20 protein-coding genes are annotated in these 21904 nt (G+C 69.9%); 3 read left to right on the top strand and 17 right to left on the bottom strand.

The genetic code is table 11. The features are described from left to right. Positions 1 to 547 precede the first annotated feature (547 nt). The 3 genes from KBX71_RS33820 to KBX71_RS18690 all read left to right on the top strand — a co-directional run bounded on the left by KBX71_RS33820 (position 548) and on the right by KBX71_RS18690 (position 5533). Positions 548 to 2095, top strand: a complete 1548-nt coding sequence (locus KBX71_RS33820) for a hypothetical protein (RefSeq protein WP_247683700.1) — start codon at positions 548 to 550, stop codon at positions 2093 to 2095. Between the two features lie 328 nt (positions 2096 to 2423). Further along, positions 2424 to 2837 (top strand): ankyrin repeat domain-containing protein, encoded by a 414-nt coding sequence (locus KBX71_RS34840; RefSeq protein WP_210819286.1) that lies wholly within the window; start codon positions 2424 to 2426, stop codon positions 2835 to 2837. Further along, the gene (locus KBX71_RS18690; protein ID WP_210819285.1) at positions 2780 to 5533 is read left to right on the top strand and encodes a tetratricopeptide repeat protein; all 2754 of its coding nucleotides are present in this window, start codon (positions 2780 to 2782) and stop codon (positions 5531 to 5533) included. The genes KBX71_RS34840 and KBX71_RS18690 overlap by 58 nt, the downstream gene beginning before the upstream one ends. Positions 5534 to 5747: 214 nt before the next feature. Here the strand turns inward: KBX71_RS18690 and KBX71_RS18685 are convergent, their stop codons facing one another. The 17 genes from KBX71_RS18685 to KBX71_RS18605 form a co-directional block, all read right to left on the bottom strand. Continuing rightward, on the bottom strand, positions 5748 to 6770 hold the full coding sequence (locus tag KBX71_RS18685) for a C40 family peptidase (RefSeq protein WP_210819284.1): 1023 nt from the start codon (positions 6768 to 6770) through the stop codon (positions 5748 to 5750). Between the two features lie 74 nt (positions 6771 to 6844). Continuing rightward, positions 6845 to 7186 carry a hypothetical protein gene (locus KBX71_RS18680; protein WP_210819283.1) on the bottom strand — a complete coding sequence of 114 codons (342 nt, stop codon included), beginning with the start codon at positions 7184 to 7186 and terminating at the stop codon, positions 6845 to 6847. Positions 7187 to 7261: 75 nt separating this feature from the next. Further along, positions 7262 to 7591, bottom strand: a complete 330-nt coding sequence (locus tag KBX71_RS18675) for a hypothetical protein (protein WP_210819282.1) — start codon at positions 7589 to 7591, stop codon at positions 7262 to 7264. 163 nt (positions 7592 to 7754) lie between these two features. Continuing rightward, positions 7755 to 8033, bottom strand: a complete 279-nt coding sequence (locus KBX71_RS18670) for a hypothetical protein (RefSeq protein WP_210819281.1) — start codon at positions 8031 to 8033, stop codon at positions 7755 to 7757. A 101-nt stretch (positions 8034 to 8134) separates the two neighbouring features. Beyond that, the gene (locus KBX71_RS18665; RefSeq protein ID WP_210819280.1) at positions 8135 to 8536 is read right to left on the bottom strand and encodes a hypothetical protein; all 402 of its coding nucleotides are present in this window, start codon (positions 8534 to 8536) and stop codon (positions 8135 to 8137) included. Positions 8537 to 8655: 119 nt separating this feature from the next. Then, positions 8656 to 9645, bottom strand: coding sequence for a DUF932 domain-containing protein (locus KBX71_RS18660; protein ID WP_210819279.1), 990 nt, complete (start codon positions 9643 to 9645; stop codon positions 8656 to 8658). A 77-nt stretch (positions 9646 to 9722) separates the two neighbouring features. Then, complete coding sequence (locus tag KBX71_RS18655) at positions 9723 to 11015, bottom strand: MarR family winged helix-turn-helix transcriptional regulator (RefSeq protein ID WP_210819278.1); 1293 nt, start codon at positions 11013 to 11015, stop codon at positions 9723 to 9725. A gap of 377 nt (positions 11016 to 11392) precedes the next feature. Then, entirely contained in the window at positions 11393 to 12124 is a 732-nt protein-coding gene (locus tag KBX71_RS18650; RefSeq protein ID WP_210819277.1) for a hypothetical protein, read from the bottom strand. A gap of 89 nt (positions 12125 to 12213) precedes the next feature. Beyond that, positions 12214 to 12909, bottom strand: coding sequence for a hypothetical protein (locus tag KBX71_RS18645; protein ID WP_247683699.1), 696 nt, complete (start codon positions 12907 to 12909; stop codon positions 12214 to 12216). 315 nt (positions 12910 to 13224) lie between these two features. Further along, positions 13225 to 14076 carry a replication-relaxation family protein gene (locus KBX71_RS18640; RefSeq protein WP_210819276.1) on the bottom strand — a complete coding sequence of 284 codons (852 nt, stop codon included), beginning with the start codon at positions 14074 to 14076 and terminating at the stop codon, positions 13225 to 13227. Positions 14077 to 14281: 205 nt separating this feature from the next. Continuing rightward, positions 14282 to 16747, bottom strand: coding sequence for a type IV secretory system conjugative DNA transfer family protein (locus KBX71_RS18635; protein WP_247683698.1), 2466 nt, complete (start codon positions 16745 to 16747; stop codon positions 14282 to 14284). Continuing rightward, on the bottom strand, positions 16747 to 18450 hold the full coding sequence (locus KBX71_RS18630) for a VirB4 family type IV secretion system protein (RefSeq protein WP_247683697.1): 1704 nt from the start codon (positions 18448 to 18450) through the stop codon (positions 16747 to 16749). The genes KBX71_RS18635 and KBX71_RS18630 overlap by 1 nt, the downstream gene beginning before the upstream one ends. A 44-nt stretch (positions 18451 to 18494) precedes the next feature. After that, the gene (locus KBX71_RS18625) at positions 18495 to 19385 is read right to left on the bottom strand and encodes a PrgI family protein (protein ID WP_210819274.1); all 891 of its coding nucleotides are present in this window, start codon (positions 19383 to 19385) and stop codon (positions 18495 to 18497) included. After that, complete coding sequence (locus KBX71_RS18620; RefSeq protein ID WP_210819273.1) at positions 19382 to 20299, bottom strand: hypothetical protein; 918 nt, start codon at positions 20297 to 20299, stop codon at positions 19382 to 19384. Before KBX71_RS18620 ends, KBX71_RS18625 begins: the two co-directional genes overlap by 4 nt. A 9-nt stretch (positions 20300 to 20308) precedes the next feature. Then, entirely contained in the window at positions 20309 to 20602 is a 294-nt protein-coding gene (locus KBX71_RS18615; protein ID WP_210819272.1) for a pilin, read from the bottom strand. A gap of 263 nt (positions 20603 to 20865) precedes the next feature. After that, complete coding sequence (locus KBX71_RS18610; protein ID WP_210819271.1) at positions 20866 to 21084, bottom strand: hypothetical protein; 219 nt, start codon at positions 21082 to 21084, stop codon at positions 20866 to 20868. Continuing rightward, a complete protein-coding gene (locus tag KBX71_RS18605) occupies positions 21081 to 21221 on the bottom strand; it encodes a hypothetical protein (protein ID WP_210819270.1) in 141 nt (46 codons plus the stop codon). Before KBX71_RS18605 ends, KBX71_RS18610 begins: the two co-directional genes overlap by 4 nt. Between the last annotated feature and the right edge of the window lie 683 nt (positions 21222 to 21904).

The following is a 21904-nucleotide window of genomic DNA, read 5'->3' as shown; positions in this document are numbered from 1 at the left end:
GTGGCCGGAGGTCTGCCGCCTGAACAAGCACCGCCACTTTCCTGTCGGCGGTGTCCTGCGTGACTGCGACCTCATCTACCCCGGTTGGGAGCTTCGCCTTCCTGCTGACGCCCGCCCACCACAAGCCGCCACACCAGCAAGGCCCCCCAGCCCCCGGTCGGGCCGGCCTGCGAAACCACCCGCCTCGCCGAGCGTCGCACCGGACCCGCCCGATCCCACGGTGCCGCCACCTGCGCCCCAGCAATCGGCCGCCGCGCCCATCACCACACGGTCCGCAGCCCCAAGCGGGTCCGCTTCGTCGCCAGCACCGTCGTCGGGGATCCCCAACCCCGCCACGTCGCCGCCCGCCACAAACACTCCTACGGCGGCCACAGACGACCAAAGTGTTGATCTGTCGGACTCCGGTTGGCTGCCCTGGTCGCTCGCCGCCGCGATCAGCGCCGCCGCCGCGATGCTCTGGCTCCAACGCCGCCGTCGATACAACGCCGAGCCTGACGATGATCCGCCCACCGAGCTGCCCCCGACCGTGGTCCAGGTCCGCCGCGCCGTGGCCGCCCGCAACCCCGAGCCGTCGGATGCGAGCCGCGACGACGACCCTCCACTCACTCTCGTACCCGACCTCGGGCTATTGCCGGGCGGCGGAACCGGAATCGTCGGAGACGGCGCACACGCTGCCGCCCGCGCTGCCCTCGTCGCCGTGCTGGCCTCCGGCAGCCCGCACCACCCCGACGCCCGCGGCGAGGTCGTCATCGACGCCGGCACCCTGACCACGCTGCTCGGCCCAGACGCGGTGATCCTCAGCCCATGGCCGCGCCTCCAAGTGGCCGACAGCATCAACGACGTGCTCACCCGGATCGAGTCCCGACTGCTGCACCGCAGCCGCATTCTCGACGAACACTCCCTGACTGACCTGGACGAGCTGCGACGGACGGCGCCCGACGAGGAAGCACTACCGCCCGTCCTTTTCATCACCGAGACCCCACCCGCCAGTGCCCACCTGCGCACCAAGATCTCCCTCGCCCTGGGCGAGGGCCTGCACGTGTCCGCGCTGTTACTCGGCGAATGGGTCCACGGCCCCATCGTCGAAGTCACCCCGGACGGACACACCAGCCTCATCGCAGGGCAGTCCGCCGAACCCGTGCCGCTGCGCCTGCCCGTGCTCGAGCAGGCCGCCGCCCTCCAGATCCTGACCACGCTGCGCGAGGCGCAGACCGGCGAACCGCCAGCGATCACCCGACCCGACGCACCGGTCACGATCGTGCCTCTACATGCCAGCCGCATCGAGATCACGCCAGCCGCTACGGACCCGGCTACCCCGACCGCCGTAATGCCCGCCGCCGGCGCCGTGCCGACACGGGCGCGGCTGCGCGTGCTCGGCCCCCCGCGCATCGAAGGCATTACCGCGGAAGGTCGGCCGCTCCGAGCCAAAGCCCTGGAACTGGCGGTGTACCTCGCCGTCCACCCCGACGGAGCCGCCACCCGCGACATCGGCGAATACCTCGAGCCCGACGCTCGCATCAGCCAAGCCGACCAACGCGTACACACCAACGCCTCGAATTTGCGGCACGTCCTCGGCCGCGCTGGCACCGCAGAGACGAAGAACGCGTACCTCATCAAATCAGCCGGACGGTACCTGCTCGACCCCGCGACCGTGGACGTCGACGTGTGGGCCCTCCGCGACCTGATGCGCAGCGCCACCATCACCACCGAGCCGCGCCGCCGCGAACTCCTCACCGCCGCCTGCGACCTCTACACCGCACCCCTCGCGCAAGGCCAGGACTACGAGTGGCTGCAGCCGCACCGCGAGACGATCCGCCGCTGGGGCACCGAAGCCCACCTCTTGCTGGCCGACGACCTGCTCGGCAGCAACCCGCGGGCAGCATCCGACCTACTCACCAAGGCCATCGGACTCGACCGCTATAACGAGGCCCTCTACGTCAAGGCGATGCATGCCCGACACGCCCTCGGCGACGTCGACGGCATCCGAACCCTGCTGCGCGCCCTGACCAGAGCCCTCGCCGACCTCGACGCCGAACCACAGGAGGACACAATCGCGCTCGCCGCCCAGTTGCGCAAAAGCCTGGACGAGAATTGACCGTCCCCGCCAGACTGCCCGGCGCACGTGTGCTACCTGCTGGCGCTCGTACTGAACCCCCGCTGGGTCGTTGCCGTACAGGGTGTGCCGTACAGCCAGCCTTGGCGAGCCGCACGCCTGTGCGGCCGGGCGGGCGAGCTGGTGCCCAGGGTGGTGGTGGGGCCAGCGCCGGTCGCGGGGACGCAGCCGCTGTGGGTCAACACCATCAACCCGTCCGTTCGCTGCACCGCGTGCGGCCTACTCATCGGCGCGTCCCGCAAACCGACGAACCGCCACCGCGCCGTCCGCCCTCGTGTGATGGGAAAACGCAGCGGTTGCCAGCGCCCTCATGCGCGTCGGAGCGGACCCCAACGCGGCCGACTGCGAAGGCTCGACCCCGCTCTACCAGGCATCCGTGCGCGGCGCGGTCAATCTCATGCGGCTTCTTCTCGCCGCCGGCGCTGCACCGGACATCGAGAGCGGGCACGGCCAGGAAGGCACGCCCCTACGGGCGGCGGCAGCCCGGGGACATACTGGGGGTATCCGGTGCTTAGCGGCATCCCCTGGTGGGGGCGGCTGCCGGCTGGTGTGGCGGTGGCCTTCCTGCTGGCTGCGGGGGCGGCCGCTGCAGGAGCTAACTTCGTGCCGTGGCCGATCGCGGTGCTCCTCGGTGTGGTCTCGGGCGGAGCAGGGTTTGCCGGCACGATGCTCTGGGCCCAACACATCACCCGCACCGCCTGGGTCGAGGCATGGAACAAGGTGACCGATCCTCACCCTGCCAGAGATCCGGTCTCGGCCGGAGACAGCCTGCTCGCCGCGCTCAACCCCGACCAGCAGATCGTCGCGTTCAGCCCGCTGCGCGAACGCGATCTGCGGCGGCTGGTGCATTGGTGGACCGAACCGGGAACGCAACGGATATGGCTGGTGAGCGGGGCTGCGGGCTGCGGTAAGACCCGTCTGCTGATCGAGGCGATCTCCCGCCTTGACCAGAGTTGGACCATCGGCTGGGTCGGTCGCGGGAAAGGGGCCGACGCGGCGAAACTCGCCGTGGCTCGGGGCGAGCCGGTGCTACTCATCGTCGATGACGCGGACACCCACCCCGACCTTGCCGCGATGCTCACCACCGTCTACGACAGCACCACCGTTCTGGTGCTCGCTGCCGCTCGGACCGTCGAAACGTGGTGGCCACGGCTACGGGAGAGCCTCAACGCGGACGTCGACGCAATGGTCCCGGCCCGAGCGCAGACCATCTTGGATTCGCTCACTTCGGACGCCGCCACTCAGCAGCAACGGTTCACCCAGGCCGTGCGGTATTTCGCCGACGGCAGCGACACCGCTGCAACGCAGGCCAGCTTGATCCCCGCCGACCCGCCCGCCGGGCTGCTGCTCGTACACGCCGCCGCCGCAGTTGCTGTACACGACAACCTGACCGGTCCGATCACCCTCGACCGCACCGTGGACCGCCTGTTCACCATCGAGGAAGCCTGGTGGCAACGCAACGCAGCCGCCGCCAAGCTACCGGCGGTCGGGTTGCCTGCCCTGCGGGCGGTGGTGATGGCAGGAGTCCTGCTCGGCGCGGACGGCCTCGGCGACGCTACCGAGGTCTTGCGTCGGCTACCTGGCTTGACCGGCAGCGGCGACGATCTTCTGCACGATCTCGTCCTGTGGTTGCGCAAGTTGTACCCGACCAGGGCCGGTAGCTGGCTCGACCCCCACTTACCCGCCCGGCTCACCGAGCACTTCATCGCCACGCATCTGGTCACCAACCCGGCATTGCTTACCGCGATCGCGGACCTAACCCTTCCCCTGACCTCCCCGACCTCCCCGACCCGGGCGGTACGGGTCCTGACCATCGCTGCCGCAGCCGCTCAACACACCCCCGCCGCCGCAGACTCCATTCGGCAACTCCTGTACGCCAACCCACGGCTGCTGCAGACCGCTATCCGGGTCGCTCTGACCGGCACGGGGCCGATCGATCAGGCCATCGCCGACGCCATCGACACCATCCCTTTGGATCCCGGAGATCTCGCCGCCTACGACGAAGCCCTACCCGCCACCACGAACCAGACGCTGCTGCACACGCCTGTCGCGATCAGCCGCGCACGGCTGGCCCGCGCCGACACTGACGACCAACGCGCCCTACACCTCCACAGACTCGGTGCTCGGCTGTCGGCTCTGGGGCGGCGCGAGGAAGCCCTGACCGCCACTCGCGAGGCCGTTGACGTCCGGCGCCGGTTGGCCGTTGCCAACCCGGCCGCGTTCGACTCCGACCTCGCCCGATCACTGTCCAACCTCGGCCTCAGGCTGTCGGATCTGGGGCGGCGCGAGGAAGCCCTGACCGCCACTCGCGAGGCCGTTGACACCTACCGCCGGTTGGCCGTTGCCAACCCGGCCGCGTTCAACCACGTCCTCGGGGTATCGCTAAACAACCTCGGCGGCGACCTGTCGGGTCTCGGTCGGCGCGAGGAAGCCCTGACCGCCGCCAGCGAGGCTGTCGACATCCATCGCCGGTTGGTCGCTGCCAATCCGGCCAAGTTCGACCACGTCCTCGCGGTAATGCTGAATGTCCTCGGCGCCCAGTTGATGGAGCTGGGTAGGCGCGAGGAAGCCTTGTCGGCCGGAAGCGAGGCTGTCAGCATCGCCCGCCGGTTGGTCGCTGCCAATCCCGCCGCGTTCAACCCCGACCTCGCCCGATCACTGCACAACCTCGGCGTCTGGCTGTCGGATCTGGGGCGGCACGAGGAGGCCCTGACCGCCGCTCGCGAGGCCGTCGACATCGACCGCCGGTTGGCCACCGGCAACCCGGCGGCCTTCGATCCTAAGCTCGCGACATCGCTAAATGGCCTCGGCAGCCAGCTGATGGAGCTGAGGCGGCACAAGGAAGCCCTTACCGCCACTCGCGAGGCCGTCGACATCAACCGCCGGTTGGCCACCGGCAACCCGGCCGCCTTCGACCCTGAGCTCGCGACATCGCTGCACAACCTCAGCAGACGCCTGTCGGCTCTGGGGCGGCACGAGGAGGCCCTGACTGCCGCTCGCGAGGCCGTCGACATCGACCGCCGGTTGGCCACCGGCAACCCAGCCGCCTTCGACCCTAAGCTCGCGACATTGCTGGACGGCCTCGGCACCCGGCTATCGGCTCTGGGGCGGCACGAGGAGGCACTGACCGCCGCTCGCGAGGCCGTCGACATCAACCGCCGGTTGGCTGCCACCAACTCGGCCGCGTTCGACCCCGGCCTCGCCCAATCACTGCACAACCTCGGCCTCTGGCTGTCGGCTCTGGGGCGGCACGATGAAGCCCTGACCGCCGCCAGTGAGGCTGTCGACATCTACCGCCGGTTGGACCGCCACATGCCACACGTCTTCCACAACGTCCTCCTCGTGATGGAACACCAACTCCGACGAGCTCAGGCATTTCTTGGCCAAACACCCGACCCGTCAAGCGGGATTCCTAGCTAGGTCCCAACGAGGTCGCCGCGCTCGGCACCGGCGCTGAGCGCGCCGCGCTCGCCTGGCAAGGCCCGCTGCCCGAGCCGGTGCTGAAGGGACGCACGACTCGGGGAGATCGGACAAGCGCTGCCGTCACGATGAGGGTTCCGAAGATCATGTCTTAAGCGACATCGACCGCGACATTTTTGAGGATTTGCCATCGAGTTTGAGAACCCACAGACGGTCAGCGGATCTCGATACGGCGTACCGCCGCGATCTCGTCGATCCAGCTGATCAACTTGGTGATCTTGACGATGTCGCCGGTTCTCGGGGCTTGGATGATGAGTCCTTCGCCGACGTACATGCCGACGTGGCGTGGGTTGGCCATTGTGCCTTGGCGGCCGGGGATGAAGACGAGGTCGCCGGGTAGCAGAAGCGTGGGGTCGGCCACCGGCTTTCCGGCGTCGACTTGGTCGGTGGTGACGCGCGGGATGGAGATGCCGGCGGCCCGGTACGCCGCTTGCATCAGCGAGGAGCAGTCGCATTGTTTGTCGGGGTCGCCGGAGTGCGGGTCGGTGCAGGTGCCGCCGAAGTGGTACGGCGTGCCGAGTTGGTTGACGGCCCAGGTGATGGCGGTCGCTACGGCGGGTGGGGTGTTGGCGGGTAACGCGAACCCGGTGGGGAGCGCGTCCAGGGCATCGGTGGCACAGTCGGCGAGGGTGCTGGTCAACTGCTCCACGAGGTGCAGGGCGTCGTCGGTCCACGTGGCGTAGGCGTCGGGGAACGCGGACACCTGCACGGCCTGCGCAGCCTGGGTGAGTGGCATCGTCTGCCAGCCGGGCACGGTCTGGAGCTTGTCGAAGAAGGTGCCGGCCTGGTAGGCGGGCTTGGACAGTTGTGCGATGGTGCCCCAGCCTTGGCTGGGGCGTTGCTGGAAGACGCCGATGGAGTCGTGATCGTTGCGGTCGCCGAGGTGGGGCAGGTTGCGCAGGCCGGATTCCTGCATTGCGGTGGCGACGGCGACGATCCAGCCCCAGCGGGGTACGCCTCTGGTGACTCCGACGTCGATGATCGTGGCGGCGATGTCGAGTTGCTCGGTGTCCCATCGGCTGGCGCCGGGCGGCTGCCCGGAGGGGCGTAGGCCGGGTGGGGCGGCGATGGCGCATCGGCCGGGGCCGCGGCCGGTGACGGAGGACAGCAGGAGGAGGGGCAGGCCGAGACAGGCGATGACGACGACGGTACCGACGCCGACGATGATCTTTGTCATGGTGGTGACCTCTCGGGATAGCGAGAAGGGGTCGGTCTGCGTGCGGTGCGCGACTGGACGCCGCGACGTGCGTTCTAGAGGCGGTAGAGAAGGGGGAGCAGTGCGGCGTGGGTCTCGCGCAGGAGACCGGTGATCAGGGTGCTGGCCGGGAGCAGCGGGTGGCCCACGTCGACGGGGGTGGCGTAGCGCCAGTCCCAGTGGCCGGGCTCCAAGCTGGGCACGTACCAGAGGGCGTCGGCGGCATCGAGAAACACGGCGCCGTTGATCTGTGGGGCGAGCAGGGTCATGGGTTGGCTGGCGCAGGTGGCCAGGCAGTGGCAGTCGGGGTTGTTGTAAATCGAGCGCGGTTGGCCGTGGTGGATCGGGCAGCGGCAGTCGCAGGCGCGCACGCGGGCGGTGCGGTAGGTGCGGTGCATAGATGTCTCCCTTAGTCGTGAAGCACGAAAAGGTCGTGGGCCGCCCCCAAGGGCGGCCCACCTTGAGCGGGCGGGTCAGTCGGTGGACTTGTCGAGGACGTTGGCGGCCTGGCGTAGCAGGTGCTCGATGACGAGGCCGGCGTCGTAGACGTCGGCACGGGTGTCGATCTTGGTGGCGTTGTCCCAGTCCCAGGTGCCGCTGGCCATGGCGGGGACGTGCCAGAGGTCGCCGTCCTGGTCGAGGAAGAATGCGCGGCCCTGCTGATGGGCCAGCAGTGTGAGGGGTTGGGTGGCGCAGGTGATGGTGCAGGCGCAGCCGGGCTCGTTGTAGGTGGTGCGCGGCAGGCGGTAGTGGATGATGCAGCGGCAGTTGCAGACCCTGCGCCACGGTGGCGTGTGCGTCACGGGTTCCTCCGCAAGGGGTGAATGCGCGTACGCCTCGGTCGCCGCCGGCGTTGGGGCGGCTTCCGAGGCGTACGCGGTGGGATCGGGTTGTGTCAGGCCGTCCTGGGTTCGACGGCGGGATGGCGAAGGTTCTGCCTGGTCCGAGGAGCAGGTCGTTCTGGACCTACCGGGTTTCCTCGACGGTGAGCACATAGGTCGGCAGCCGCGGTATGTGTCTGCGCCAGGCGCGGTAGAGGCGGTGGGTCCCGTCGATGAGTAGCGTGGCGGGCGGCTGTTCGTTGACGCTGATTTGCGCCACAATCGAGGGCTCGGCCAGGTCGGTGGTCATGGCGTAGGTCCGATTGAGTGCGGTGTTGGTCGGGCCGATGAGGTTGGTTGCCCACGGGTTGGGGTTGTCGAGATGGGCAAGGCCGTATGCGGCGGCCCACGCCGGCACGTCCAACGGGTCGGGTGTCGCGGGGCGACGCCGCGATCAGCGCCTGCGCGGCGTCGATCGAGAACACCCACGGCCCGAAGTGGAACCACTGAGGTAGGCGGAGCCGGTCACTGGTGGTCCTTCATCGCGGTGACGCGGGTGTAGATCGCGATGCAGCGCAGGATCAGCTGGTGTGACGGCAGGGTCAGCAGCTGTTGCCGCTTGTCGTCGCGGAGTTGGTCCCAGATGAGGATGGTGACGCTGGCCGACCACAGGTCGACGAGGACGCCGTCGATCTTGGCGTGCTGCCGGTTGGCGATGATGCGCCGCAGCGTGTCGATGAGGGTCGCGTCTCCGGGTGGGTGGTTGGCGTCGTCGGGTCGGGCGGCTTCGGGGAGCAGGGTGTAGCAGTCCTCGCAGGTGGACTCGACGCGCTGCGGGTCGTCGGTCTCCCACCGCTGAATGTCGGCGGCGGGCAGGCCGCACACGGACTGTCGGAGGTCGTGGGGGTGGCGGATGTGGCGGATCATCGGCTTGCCGTCTCGTCTGATCCGCGCCGCCTGTTGCTCGGTGCTGCCATGGGCGTGTCCGTTCTGTGCGGGCCGGGGCAGCGGTCGGTGGACCGCCTCCCAGAGGGGCAGAGGTGCGGTCAGACCTTCAGCAGGTCGAAGGTGGCCACCTTCAGCTCGCCGACGTTGCCGGTGAGCACCCGGTTGGCGCGGGCGAACACGTTCTTAGCGGGCTGATAGTGGTCGAGGTACTCGGTGATGGCCTGGTAGCCGGCCCACCGGGTGCCGGAGATGGCCTTCTGGGTGTCGGCCTCGCGGATCAGGTACTTGAGGGTGCCGAGGCGCTGCTTGGCGTTGTTGCGGGTCTGCTCGGACGCGTTGTCCTTGACCGGCCACACCTGGCCGACGATCTTCTCGAACTCGCGCATGGTCAGCTCGGTCTGGAGCATCCGCTCGGCGGCCTTCTCGAAGGTCTCCATGTACTTCCACATCAGGCCCAGCGCCTCGCGAGCCTGGCTGATCTGGGAGTTGACGTTGGAGGTGTGCCGGAACGTGTAGTGCCCGGCAGAGTGGGCGAAGGCGGCGCGTTGGGTGTTGGCGCAGACGACCCGGATCGGGCTGGCGTCCACCCGCAGGGCGGCGGTGCCGTCGTGCGAGGTCGTGCCAATTAGGTAGAGGTCCAAGCGGTCCACCCCGGCGATCTCCATCGCCGTCGGCAGCTTCATCGTGACGAACACCGACTTGCCGCGGCGGAGGCTGCCCGCGGTCTCGAAGTGGGCGCCGCCTACCTGATCGACCAGGCGGTCGAGCATCTCGGCGCACTGCTCGTTCTGGACCACGGTGTAGTCGGTGCCGACGATGCCCAGGTACTCGGTTGCGCTGGTGACCGGGTTGCGGCGGACAGTCATGCGCTTGTCGTCGGCGGGGATCTGCACCTCGACTCCGTTGACGATGTCGATTCCGACGGTGCGGATGGTCCGTACGCCCCAGTCGCCGAGTCGGGCGGCGGCCATGATCTCCTCGGCCTTCATCGTGTCCTGGGTGACGGTGCCCAGCTGGTGCCAGGCCGACAGGCGGGCGCTGGCGAAGGCGGTCGTTCCGTCGGCGAACGTCTCGAGTTCGTGCGGCATGGGGTGCTCCTTCTCGATATGCCGCGGGGGCCGAGCGCATCCGCTCGGCCCCCGCGATGAGTTGGGGATGGTGCGGGTCAGGACTGCTCGGCGTCGTTGTCGTCCTGCTGGGGTTGCTCCACGCTGGTGCTCGCGGTGGGGCTCGGGTCGGCCTGGGCCGGGTAGATGAAGGTCAGCGGCGCATCGGAGACCAGGAGGATCCGGCCGGCGGCGGCGGCCTTGGTGCAGTTGTTGCGCACCGCCCCGGAGCTGACCGCGCGGCCGAGCTGTGCACTGATGGCGGTGGCGATGTCCTGCGGGCTCATCGTCTGGCCTGGGTTCGCGGCCAGGACGTCGAGGGTCAGCTTCTCCAACTCGCCCCTGCCGAACGGCTGGCTGCCGTCGGCGTTGGCGGTCGCGTCGCTGCGGCCCACGCTCGCGGTGATGCCCGGCGCGCGCGGCGGCATTCTCTGGGGCAGGGCGATGATGTGGGTCTCGCCGTCCGATGCGACGACGTGCAGCGTGCCGTCCGGCCGGATCAGGGGCAGCACTGCCGCAGTGGCGCTCGGCGCGGTCGCCAGGCCGCGGATGACCTGGTAGCACAGCGGGCAGCGGGGCGGCTCCGGGTTCGGGTCGACCTCGCTGGCCTTGGTCGGGCCGGCGATCCACCGCTGCGGCAGGCCGGGCAGCCGGCGGGCGGCGTCGGCCTGCTCCATCGCGGTCAGCAGCCGCGAGGCGGTCGGGTGACTGATACCGCTCTCGCCCACGATCAGGTCCAGCGTGGCGCCGATGTCCCCGTGGTCGGCCAGGACACCCTTGATGGCCATGACCTTGCGGTCACCAGGGCGAGCGGGCTGCACGGCCGCGACCGTCAGCGCCTGCTCGTCCTCGCCGCGCCCGATGTCGTCCACGGTGGTGCCGTCGGGCTCGTTCGCGCCGTCGCTGTCGAGCTGGCTGCCCGATTGGCCGGCCGTCTCGGTGTGCGGCGTGTCGACGGCGTCATCGCTGCCGTCGTCCGGTCCGTCGTTCTCGGCGACGGCGCCGTGGACCGCATCGGTGGGCTGGTGGCCCATCTCCGTGTGCGGCTGGTGGGCTGCGTTGTCGGCGCTCGGGTCGCCGATGTCGGTCTCGCCGGCCGCGTCGGCGGGCAGGTGGGCATTGGCGTCGCTCGGCGTGGCGAGGGTCCACCGGGCTGGGATGCCCTCGGCCGGGTCGGCGTCGGTGTCCATCGCGACGATGACACCGGCGTCGGCCAGGGTCTTGATCGCCTTGTCGGTGGTCGAGCGGGCCTTGCCGGACTTGTCGGCCAACTCGTGGACGTCGCCCTGACCGAGGTCGGTCAGGGCGTCGAGGACGGCCTGCGTGGCAGGCGTCAGCGACAGCTGTTCCATCAGGGTTTCCTTCCGTGGGAACTGGTGGGGGCGCCTGGCACGGTGGTGTGCCGGGCGGTGGTGCGCCGGGTCGCGGGCAGCGGTCAGTGCGGCAGGCGCGTGACGTCGTGCGCTGCCGAGGGGTGCGGCCCGGTGGTCGTGGCGGTGGGTGGTGCCGCGTCGGCCGGTCAGTGGCCGGGGAAGGCCTCGTCGGGCTGGAGGATGTAGAGGCGGCCCTCGGTCGGATCGCGGTAGATACCGGCGTCGGGGTGGGACAGCCACAGCGGGTTGACGCTGCCGGGCGGGCGGAGCCTGGCGTCGGACTTGCCGACCTTGACGTGGGTGGCGTGTCCGACGAGGTTCTGCCGGCGGCAGGAGTCGGTATCAGGTCCCCCGCTTCAGCTGGTGAGGTGGGCGAGTTCGGCGGGGTCGAGTTGGTTCGGGGTGCGGTTGCGCCAGGTGTCGGAGTGGCGCAGGTGCCACCAGCGCAGCAGCGACCGGCAGGCTGAGGCGAGGTCACCGCACGCGGGTAGCTGATACACCGTGGCGAGCGGGGCTTGGTGAGGCGGCCGAGCGATGTAGGCGGTGGGCGTCCAGCTGTGCTCGGTCTCGGTGACCTCGCCGACGACGCGATCCGGGTAGGGGATGTCGAACGCGCCAGCGGCCTCGGCGTCGGGCACCACCAGCCAGGTATGCGGGTCCTTGCGCCGTAGCGTCGCCACGCCGCGCGACGGGTCGCAGCGCCGCAGGAGCAGGTACCGCTCGTCGCCGTCGCCGATCGGCTGGTGGTTGCGCCAGGCGTGGTAGCAGGCGACGAGCGCGGCCCCGAGGACGTTGTGCCGTTCGCGGGCGACGATCGCGTCGGTGAGGGTCTGGTGGTAGCCAGCGATGTGCAGGTCGGCGCGGGCGGCCAACCCTTGCCGGGCCGTCTCGGCGAGCACACCGACCCGGGTGAGGGCCTGGTCGAGGTTGGTGGTGCTGTCGGTGAAGTCGCGGGCGGTCTTGTGCAGGATGCGGGCGAGGTCGCCGATCGGTTCGGGGGTGGCGGTGTCGTGGCGCCACAGGTGCTCGGGTAGGACGTCGTTGGTGTCGGCGGCGATGCGCCGCAGCGCGGGATCGGTTAGGAACACGAGGGTTCTCCTCTGCCGGCGGTCGTGCTGTGGGCATGGGGAAGGCCGGTCGCAGAGGGGCTGCGACCGGCCTTCGGTACTTCAGGCGGTTAGGCGATGGCGACGGCGCACAGTCGTGCGCTGGAGCGCAGGCCACGCAGGTAGGCGCAGGCTTCGTTGAGGAAGCGGAACCGGTCGGCGACGGAGTCAGTGGCCGGGGTGAGCAGGCGGCCGTCGGTGGTGATCAGCGCGTCGCCGATCAGCGCGATGCGCCAGTGCAGCCCGACGTAGGTGGCTTCGCCGGCCTGGTAGACGGACAGCTCGTACGGGTCGAAGGAGAGGGCGAGCATCGCCAGGACGCGTGGCTGTTGCTCGAAGCGGCGGCGGGCCTCGGCCACGCTGACCTTGGTCGGGTCGGCGTGGTGCTGGGCGAGGTAGTCCTCGAAGGGGCGGGCCGGACGGGTTGTCGCGGCGATGTGGGTGTTCCAGGCACGCCAGCGCAGCGCCGCGTAGTGGGAGGCCTTGGCGGCGGTGCCGGTCAGGTCAAGGCGACCCTTACGGCCTCCGGCGGCCACGGTGACCGCGCCGAAGCGGCGGGCGGCGTCGAGGAGGTAGTAGCCGAGGAAGCGGGTCAGCCAGCCGATGAGGCGGCGGTGGCGGACGTGGTAGCGGCGGGCGGGGGTGCCGTTGGCGCGCAGAAGATCGTTGACCTTCTCCGAGGCGGCGAACCAGTCGGCGTCCTCACCGGGGGCGAAGCAGACGGTGATCACCGAAGCGGTGAGCGGGGTGGGCGTGGGCATGGGCATGACAGGCTGCTCCCTTCGCGAAACAGAGGGCGTGGAGTGGGGGATGCGCGGTGGTGCCACCGACGCGCGGCGTCTGGACCGGGAAAGCTGCCGTGCAAGGCGCGGGGCGTGAATCACGAGCCAACCGAGGGTGGGCTGTGGGTGATCCCGCTGGCGCGGGCAGATCCGAGGAGGAACAGAGGCGGCGGCGGTGCGAGCAAAGAAAGAAGAAGCTGCACCGTAGCTGCGTGACCTGACAGCGCCGGCGTTGTCAGGAACCTCGACCATGCCTGTGAGCTGCGCTGACAGGATCCGCCGTGGGAGTGCCAGGGTCTGTCAGGGCACGAAGACACCGTCGTCGTAGTTGGGGTTGTCCGCCACGGGCTGTCCGTGGTCGCTGGGCAGGTCGGCGAGGCGGACTCGGCCGGTGGCGCCCACCGGGAGCCAGACGGCTTCGGCCGGTTCGGCGTCGTGGGTGGCGGTCGCGACCGGTACATCGCCGCGCTGGCCGCGCAGGAGTTGGTGAAGGTGCCCTTCGCGTTGCTCGCTGCTCAGCCAGAGCAGCACCGGGTAGCGGGGGCCGCCGCGGCGGATCAGCTGCGCGTACCGGTCGAGTTTGGCCACCACCCGGCCGAGGGGTTCGGTGCCGGTGTCGGCCTCCAGGAAGAACCCCACCGTGGCGTCGGCGACGCTCCACAGGCCGTGCCCGTCGGCGGTGATGGTGCGGAACTGCTTCGTGGTCATCGTCTCGGACCACCACCGGTCCAGCCGCGCCTGCGGGTGCTGGCGGGCGTGCACGGTGAGCCGGACGAAGAACTCGTTGGCCAGGAGCAGGTGGGTCAGGTTCGGGTTGGCCGAGAGCCGGTCGACGCTCTGACGGCTGGTGCGCACGGTGGGTTCGGGCCGGCGGTGAGCGGCGGCCTGGAACTGGTGCCCCTGGTGGCCGAGTGTCCAGTGCCACGGATGACTACCACCCCCGGCGCGGGCGAACCGGAACCGGTCCAGCAGGCCCAATGCGGCCAGCTCACCGAGGCGGATCTGACAGGTCCGTCGGGCGAGGAACAGCATGCGGTGGATTTGATCGGTGGTGAGGACCTGGTGGTCGTCGAGCAGTTGGAGGAGCCTGCGGTCACGGCTGGTGATGTGGGGATAGATGGACAGGAGGCTGGCCGATCGTGATTGCGGCATAGGTGGATACACCCCTGGAGAGAGAGTCCCGTAGGGAGTCTGGATGAGTTGATCTTTATTTCGGTGCTGGCGTCGGGTGGGTTGGGGCAGGTCAGGCGCCTGACAGACCAGGGGCGTGGGACTCGTGTGGGGTCTCGTGTCGCGGACACCCCCAGACGAGTCCCCGGTGCTGCACCCAGCCGAGCCCTGATGCGAGCCGGAGTGCTCAGCGGTCGCGGTCGGTCATGCGCCGCTTCATCGCGGTACGGGCGAGCTGCTGCATCGGCGGCTCACCACCGGTGCGGCTGTGGGCGGCGGCGCACTCCTGCCGGATCGCGGTCGCTTCACCCACCGGCAGCGCCGGCGGGTTGGTCACGAAGGTGAACGCGGGTAGCTCCCGGTTGCCGACCAGCAGCCGGGCTGCGGCGGTGTAGACGTCGAGGTGGGCGAGGTCGTGTTCGTCCAGCTCGGGTTTGGTGTGTCGGGACAAGTCCCGCGCGTCAGCGGGATCGACGTTGAAGAACAGCTTCGTCCGAGCATTGGCCGACACCGCCGCGGCGATGTCGTTGGGCAGTTGCGCAAGGTCCTGGTGCGCCAGGACGAGCCCGAGCCGAAAACCGCGGGCCTCGGCCAGCATGTCTCCAACGCTGCCGGGCAGAGTGAGGAAGTTGTGGCACTCATCCACGTAGAGGTTGGCGTCTTTGCGCTGGTCTTCGGGGATGCTGGCGCGGGCGATGGCGGCCTGCCAGACCCGGGCGACGATCATCGAGCCGAGGATGCGGCTGGTCTCCTCGCCGAGGATGCCCTTGGGTAGCCGGCAGAGCAGCACCCCTCCGTCGAGGACCCGGCCCATGTCGAACGACGAGTGGGCGTTACCGATCACCGATTTCACGAAGTCCCGCAGCAGGAAGGCTCGGAGTCTGGCGAGGACGGGTGCGATGACCTGGCCCCGGAACTGCTCGTTGATGCCGTCGTACCAGAGCCAGAACCCGCCGAGGCCGTCCGGGTCGTCCAGCCCGTGGGTGAACCGGGCCCGGAAGTCGCGGTCCTGCAGCAACGACGGGACCAGACTCAGGGTTGGTTTCGCATGGCGCATCAGGGTGAGGCAGGCGACGCGCATAGTGTCATCCATGCGGGGCCCCCACTGCCCTTGAAAGATCTTGGCGAAGATGCCGACGAGGTTGTCCACGGCCAGGTGCGGATCGCCGCCGTCATCGAGGGGGTTGAAGCAGCCGGGGTTCTCCTGGTCCGGGTCGATGATCACGATCCTCTTGGCGAAGGAGGCGGGCAATCGGTCGAGGATGTCGGTGATCAGGTCCCCGCGTGGGTCGATGACCACGGTCCCGCGCCCGGACTTGATGTCGCCGAGGATCATGTTCAGCAGCAGCGTGGACTTGCCGACGCCGGTCTTGCCGACGACGTGCACGTGCTGGCGGGCGTCGGTGACAGTGAGGCCGATGCTGTGGTGGCCGATCTGTGAGCGGCCCAGCACCTTCACGCTCCGCCCGCCGGAGGGGACCTGCACGGGCGCCGGCACGGCCTTGGCCCGCGCCCGGTCCAGGCCAGGAACGGCGAGGTCTTGCGGCAGCGCGGCCAGGGCCGCGAGTTCCAAGACGGTGGCCAGGAAGCCGCGCCGCAGTTGCCGTCCGGCGATCGTGGCCACCGGGTGGGGCATCTTCATCCGGCGTAGCCGGTTTGGGCCGGTGTACGCCGCGGCGGCCGAGGCGATGGTGTGCCCGAGCCCGACGAGGCGTTCGTGGACCTGCTTGGCCCGCTCCTTGTTCATCGGTGGGCGGTCGGAGTCGGCGGCGACGGCGAAGCGGACCGCGATCTCGAAGTGCGGCACCCGCACGGCCTTGTCCACGATGGTGCGGGCGTCGGCGGTGGCTACCGGATCCCTTTCGGCTGCGCGCGCCGCTGCGGCGCGCGCCGGGCTGTGCGGCCGGGACGAGCCGGGCAGGAAGACCTCCAGGAGCCACAGCAGAGGCTCGATGGCCAACCGCGCCGCACCCGAAACAGCTTGGGCGGCCATGTCGGGCCGCCCGTGGGGATGGTTGCTGGTGGTGGCCGCCGCCCGGCGGGCCGCCCGCACGCGGCGGGCGGGTGCCGGGCGGGCGAGGATCTGCACGCACGCGTGTTCGCGGTGGCGGACCTCAGCCCCGGCGGCAAGCAACGCCCGAAGCGGGTCAGTGTCGTGCTCGCTGCGCAGCGGCAGCCCGTCGGTGTGCTGCGGCCAGTGCGCCCCGCCCACCTGCTCGCCCACCTCGACGGGGATCGGCGCGGCGGCATCCGCGGTCGTGAGGGTCGCGGCGGGCCAGGCCGCCCGGACGGCGGCTTCGACCGCGCCGGGCGGCACCGTGCTCGGCACCCAGACCCGGATGGTCAGGGCCCGGCCGGTCCACGTGTACTCCCACCCCACGTGTGGGTACCCGTACGTCCTGCGTCGCCACACCGATGGCGTCAGCACGCCGGTGAGCGTTGTCCAGAACGCGGCGGCGGCCTCGGCGGTAACCTCCGGCGGTGCGGCGATGGTCAACCACCGCGCGCCAGCCGCGAACCGCTGGTGCCGCCAGGCCAGTAGCTGGTCGTGGCCCAACACCGCTGCGACGATCGCGGCAGCGGCGACGAAGCCGAGCCATGGCCGGGCGATGGTCCAGTGCCCGAGGTCGGTAGGCCAGGTCGGGGTGGTCATCAGTCGGCCTCCCCGATCCCAGTTACGGCAAGCCTGTGCTCGGCCGCCGACCCCACCGCGCGGAACGGGATCCGGCTACGACCTGCGACGAGGAGCCCTTCGCCGCGTGGCGCCGACAGCAGCAGCCGCGATTCCCCGGCGGTCAGGCCGAACGCCTCGGACACCGCGTCGATGGACTGCGTGCTCTGGCGCATCAGGACCTGGGTCGCGGCGTTGGACACCACGGCGAGGCCGAGATCGGTCGACAGCACGTCGGCCGCGTCCTGGGTGATCACGCACAGCCCGGCGGACCGCTTCCGGGCTGCCTTGGCCATCCGGAACAGAAACCGGCTGCCTTCGCCGTCGCGCATCAGCAGCCAGGCCTCGTCCACCACGACCAGCTGCCGCCGCCGGCGGGCCCCTGTGGTGGGGGTGTCGATGCCCGACCAGATCGAGTCGAGCGCCAGCAGTGTGCCCACCGTGCGCAGCTCGTCGGGCAGGTGCCGCAGCGACCACACCACCAGGTGCCCACGCGGGACGGTCGTGGTCGGCCCGTCCAACAGGGTGGCGAAGTTCCCGACCGTCCAAGGGGCGAGCCGGGCGGCGAGCTGCCCGGCGGCCGGGTCGTCGTCAGCGGCGAGCATGTCGGCGAGGTCCCGCAGCAGCGGCGCGGGTTTGGTCCAGGTGCCCGGGTCGCCGTTGATCCCGGCGCGGGCGTAGGTGGCGGTGATCGCCCGGTCCAGCGCGGCGCGCTCGCCCGGCGGCGGTGCCGCACCGAGCATGACCGAGATCAGGGTGTGCAGGTACAGGCCGCGTCGGGTGAGGGTGTCGGGCCGGTTGTCGGCGGGCAGATCGAGGGGGTTGACCCTGACGCCCGGTTGGCCGAGCTGCACGACCGTGCCGCCGACGTGCTCGGCCAGGGGCGCGTACTCGTCTTCGGGGTCGATGACGGACACGACGGTGCCCTGGTAGAGGTTCCGCAAGACCTCCAGCTTGACGAAGTACGACTTACCCGCGCCGGAGCGGGCCAGGACGACCGAGTTGTGGTTGTCCTGCGCCCACCTGTTCCAGATCACGACCCCGTTGCTGGTCGTGTTGACCCCGTACAGCAGCCCTTCGGGCGCAGCGACGGTGCCGGGGGCCGGGGCGGCGAGGTCCGCCGAGGCGAGGGGAAACGCCGCCGCGAGGGCGGTGGTGTCGAGGATGCGGCGCATCCGTAGCGGGTCCACGCCGACCGGCAGAGTGGAGATCCAGCCCTGGTGGTGCCGGAACGTAGCCGGTTGTAGGTCCAGCAGGACGCTGGCGGCGGCGGATTTCACGCCCGCGGTGACGGTGCGCAGCTCGTCGAGGGTACGGGCGTGGATGGTGACGTAGATGCCGGTGTCGAAGAGCTTCGCCGCGCCGCGGGCGACGCGTTCAGCGAGGTCGGCGGCGTCCGCTGCGGCCGCCTCGACCATGGGATCACCCAAGCGTCCCTGGTCGGCATCCAGGCGGCGCGAGGATTCGAGGCGGGCGCGTTGGCGCTTGAGTAGCGGCGCGGCCAGTTGCGGTGCCACCGGGTCCAGGTGCACCGAGACGGCGACCCGTGCCGGGTAGGACAGCAGCGGGTCGAGCCACGCGGGGCCGACCTCGGCCGGATAACCGCACACCGCGTAGGTGGCGGCATACCCGTCGCCGACCTGCACGTGCCACGGCGTGACCAACAACGCGGCGGGGGCGGGCATCCCCTCTCCGCCCGCGACACTCATTTTGGGCCTTCTCAACAGGTTCATGATGTGCTCCGCAGGGTGATCGGGGTGCCGGGTACCGCACGCGGGCCGGGCACAGGCGGGGAGAACGGATCGACCGCGCCGGCGAGCGCGGAGGCGACAGCCGGTCCGTCCAGAGCTGCGGCTTCGACACCGAGGCCGGACAGCGTGCGCACAGCGGCGTCGGCCCCGAGCTCTCCGGTGATGACGGCGAGGACCTGGCGGCGCAGCGGATCGCGCTGGCTGTTGAGGTCGAGCAGGAACTCGGCGTAGTCGGCGGCGGCGGCCTGCAACGCCGGGTGCGCCAGGCGCGGCGCGTGGTCGACAGTTGCCTGCGCGTAGACGGTCAGGTCGTGCCGCTGCGCAGCCACCACGATCTGCGCCGGTCCGGTCAGGCTGTTGAGGAACCGACCAAACCCCTCCAACAGTGCCCCCTGTTCACCGCCGGTGCGCAGGTGGATGTTCGTGGTGCCGCAGGCGATCAGGACTTTGCCGTTGCCCTCACTGGTCAGGAGTCCGGTCGGGCTGACCGCCGTGACCGGGGAACGCAGCGGCGCCGGAAGGATCGGGTTTCCGGCCACGACCGCGACCGAGCTGGCCCGAGCCTTACCCGGCGTAAGGGTGCGCGGCCTGCGGCTGAGCGCGAACCCGTGCCGCAGCCACACGTCCAGCGGCAGGCCGTCACGGCGGCCGAGCGCTACCACGATCGCCACGGCGAACACGATCGCCCCGGCGACGATCCAGGCCACCTGCGGCAGTAGGTGCACGAACGTGCGGTAGACACCGAGCCCGCCGAGGCCGGCACCGCCGACGATGCCCAACTGTCGGAACGTCAGCCCGAACGCGATGCGGTCGGGCTCGTTGACGTTGGCCGGGACGACGGCACGCGGGACGCTCTCCTCGACCGTCATCGCCCACCTCGCAAGGCGGTACGTCGTAGCCCGCCAAGCGGGAGACGGCGGGTGATGCCCTGGATGACCACTGCCCGCAGCAGAATCCCGCCGATGTTCGGCGACCCCTTGCCCGTGGCGTACCGGCCCATCATCGAGGGGATCTTGACCGTCATCCACAGCACCACCGCGACCAGCAGCAGGTTCAACACGTCCGATTCCGGCAGGCCGATCAGGACCGGAATGCCTGCGTTCGGGTCGGTGAGCAGTTGGATGCCGGTGGAGAACGCGATGGCCTGCAGTACGGCTGTGCTGAGGCAGCCCAGCAGGCTGCGCCACCACAGATCAGCGGTGGGTTGCGTCCAGGGCAGGCAATAGCAGGCCAGCGCGACCGGGGCGAGCCCGGCCAGGATGACCAGCACCGCCACGCGTACAACCCAACCGGTGACGAGGGCGAACATCAGCCCGACGATCAGCAACCCGATGACCAGGGCGATGAGCGCGTTGGCCGGGTCGATGAGGGCAGCGGCCACGTGGGTGCGGGCCATCGTGACCGCCTGCGTGGTCGGCGCCGCAGTGCCGACCATGGCCACCGTCAACGCATTCGCGACATCGATGAGGACGGCACAGAGCGGGACCGCGAAGTTCGACAGGATGAACCCGACAACGAGGCGTGGCACGAGTTCCTTGACGCCGTATCGCATCTCGAATGAACTGCTGGTCATCGTCACGAGGCCGGCGGTCAGCAGCGCGAGGATGTAGCAGGCGTTGACGACCAGCGCGCTCTTCGCGGCGATCGTCTGCACCTGCGGCAAGACAGTGACGTCCGGCGACAGGAACATCGACGACGTCAGATAGGCCAGGAGCCCGCCGAGCAGGTCCTGCAACCGCTCGGCGAGCCACTCCACCAGGCCATTCATCATCCAGTCGACCATGACGGGTCCTCAGCCGCCGATGATGCCCTGCAGCACCTGCAGGATCACGGGGGACAGGACCGCCAACGCGTAGCCGATCAACGCGGACTTGAAATTGCCCTTCGCCTGCTCGACCTGGGCAGGGTCACCGCCAGCGGCCATGTAGCGGAGGCCGCCGATGACCAGGAACATCGTCGCGACCAGCGCGATGATCCCCATGATCCACGCAGTGATCGAGGAGATGACCTCGTTGATCGTTTTCGGGGCCGCCAGGGGCTGTGGCGCGGCGGCGAGGTCGGACAGAACTGACAGAGTCGTGTGCATTGCGACGCTCCACAAAACATCTGCGGGGCCGCCGCGGTGGGGGCCAGGGCGAGGCTTCGACTGGGCCGGTGGGGGCGCTCCTCCCTTGCCTTTGGCGAAGGGGTGCGGTGTCAGTACGCCGCGCCAGCCGTGCCGGACCATCAGCCTCACCGGATAGGAGGTCCCCTCCGGGCGGACATGCCATGGATGACATGCACCGCCCAGAACTCGGCTGTCAGGCCGATCGAACTCGCCTGGCGCCTGTCACGGCCTGACAAGATCGGTCAGCGACTCGCGACGAGTTCGGCCTGAGGCACCCGCACCTCCGCCTCGTCGGTACCCAGGACGTGCAGCTCGAACGTGACGGACATCGCGCCCCGGTAGTCAACGCCGAACGCCCGGCCGTCGGCGCGGGACCGCGGCACGTCATCGGTTGCGTGCTGGGCCTGCCGGATGGCGCGGGCAACCGACCTCTGCCGGGCCGAGAACTCCTCGTCGGTCATCGCCGCGCGGCCGCGGCGATGACCTGCTTGCGGGCGAACCGACAGCGCCGGTCCCTGGAATGCAGCTCCTCATGGAAGTCCTTGCCGGCGGGGACGACGACGAACCTGGTCAGCATGAGCCGAGGTATCGACGTCACGAGGCGGATCCTCGCCAGCGCAGGCGGCTTACGTCCCGCCCGGCGCCGCGCCAACCCTGTGCGGTCTGCCGATCGGCGATTCCTGTTGTTCGGGGCGTACGGAAACCTCTCCTCATCGGAAAGGCCCTCCTCATGAACGGAGTCGGTTTGCCGAGCTCTACCCAGCCGTCGAACGACCCGCGCGGCAGCCTGCCCTTGGCCCTGGTCTTCATGGCCGCACTGCTGGTGGCGAGCTGGACGGGGTTCATCGTGTGGGCCAGCACCCACGAGCTGGCAGAGGTGATCCTCCTCGCTGGTGTGGCCTTCGCCGGCGCCGTCGGCCTTTTCCTTCGGCCTGGGCGGTGTACCGCCGGCGGTGACAACGGGGAGGCTCGGGCTTGGCCCGGGGCCTCCCCGGTTCACAGTCCGAACGGGGACCCGGTGGTCCTTGCCGGTCTTGCGCCGGCGGGGCAGCAGCTCGATCACCTGGTCAAGGACGGCGCGCTCGTTGGCGGCGACTTGGTCCTCGTACCGGCCCCCGTCGAGGGCGATGACGCCGGGTCCGCACGAGCAGTGATACTCCGTTGGGCAGTCGAGGACCTTGCGGGCCGTTTCGGCGCGGGACAGGACGTCTGGACCCCGGTCAGGGCGCGGTTGGCCTCACGGCCTGGGTGGCTTCCAAAAATTCTTCTCCTCGGCGGGTC

The organism is Micromonospora sp. D93 (genome assembly GCF_018070365.1).
GTDB classification, from domain to species: Bacteria; Actinomycetota; Actinomycetes; order Mycobacteriales; family Micromonosporaceae; genus Micromonospora; species Micromonospora ureilytica.
Note: the sequence above shows the minus strand (reverse complement) of the source record. Positions and strands in the feature narration are given on the sequence as shown.

What these genes read in the sequence shown, in the direction of transcription:
- KBX71_RS18615 (WP_210819272.1), bottom strand. Translation starts at nt 20,602, where the DNA reads ATGCACACGACTCTGTCAGTTCTGTCCGACCTCGCCGCCGCGCCACAG.
- KBX71_RS18690 (WP_210819285.1), top strand. Translation starts at nt 2,780, where the DNA reads ATGCTCTGGGCCCAACACATCACCCGCACCGCCTGGGTCGAGGCATGG.
- KBX71_RS34840 (WP_210819286.1), top strand. Translation starts at nt 2,424, where the DNA reads ATGCGCGTCGGAGCGGACCCCAACGCGGCCGACTGCGAAGGCTCGACC.
- KBX71_RS18640 (WP_210819276.1), bottom strand. Translation starts at nt 14,076, where the DNA reads ATGCCGCAATCACGATCGGCCAGCCTCCTGTCCATCTATCCCCACATC.
- KBX71_RS18665 (WP_210819280.1), bottom strand. Translation starts at nt 8,536, where the DNA reads ATGATCCGCCACATCCGCCACCCCCACGACCTCCGACAGTCCGTGTGC.
- KBX71_RS18635 (WP_247683698.1), bottom strand. Translation starts at nt 16,747, where the DNA reads ATGACCACCCCGACCTGGCCTACCGACCTCGGGCACTGGACCATCGCC.
- KBX71_RS18660 (WP_210819279.1), bottom strand. Translation starts at nt 9,645, where the DNA reads ATGCCGCACGAACTCGAGACGTTCGCCGACGGAACGACCGCCTTCGCC.
- KBX71_RS18685 (WP_210819284.1), bottom strand. Translation starts at nt 6,770, where the DNA reads ATGACAAAGATCATCGTCGGCGTCGGTACCGTCGTCGTCATCGCCTGT.
- KBX71_RS18655 (WP_210819278.1), bottom strand. Translation starts at nt 11,015, where the DNA reads ATGGAACAGCTGTCGCTGACGCCTGCCACGCAGGCCGTCCTCGACGCC.
- KBX71_RS18630 (WP_247683697.1), bottom strand. Translation starts at nt 18,450, where the DNA reads ATGCCCGCCCCCGCCGCGTTGTTGGTCACGCCGTGGCACGTGCAGGTC.
- KBX71_RS18680 (WP_210819283.1), bottom strand. Translation starts at nt 7,186, where the DNA reads ATGCACCGCACCTACCGCACCGCCCGCGTGCGCGCCTGCGACTGCCGC.
- KBX71_RS18610 (WP_210819271.1), bottom strand. Translation starts at nt 21,084, where the DNA reads ATGACCGACGAGGAGTTCTCGGCCCGGCAGAGGTCGGTTGCCCGCGCC.
- KBX71_RS18620 (WP_210819273.1), bottom strand. Translation starts at nt 20,299, where the DNA reads ATGGTCGACTGGATGATGAATGGCCTGGTGGAGTGGCTCGCCGAGCGG.
- KBX71_RS18645 (WP_247683699.1), bottom strand. Translation starts at nt 12,909, where the DNA reads ATGCCCATGCCCACGCCCACCCCGCTCACCGCTTCGGTGATCACCGTC.
- KBX71_RS18625 (WP_210819274.1), bottom strand. Translation starts at nt 19,385, where the DNA reads ATGACGGTCGAGGAGAGCGTCCCGCGTGCCGTCGTCCCGGCCAACGTC.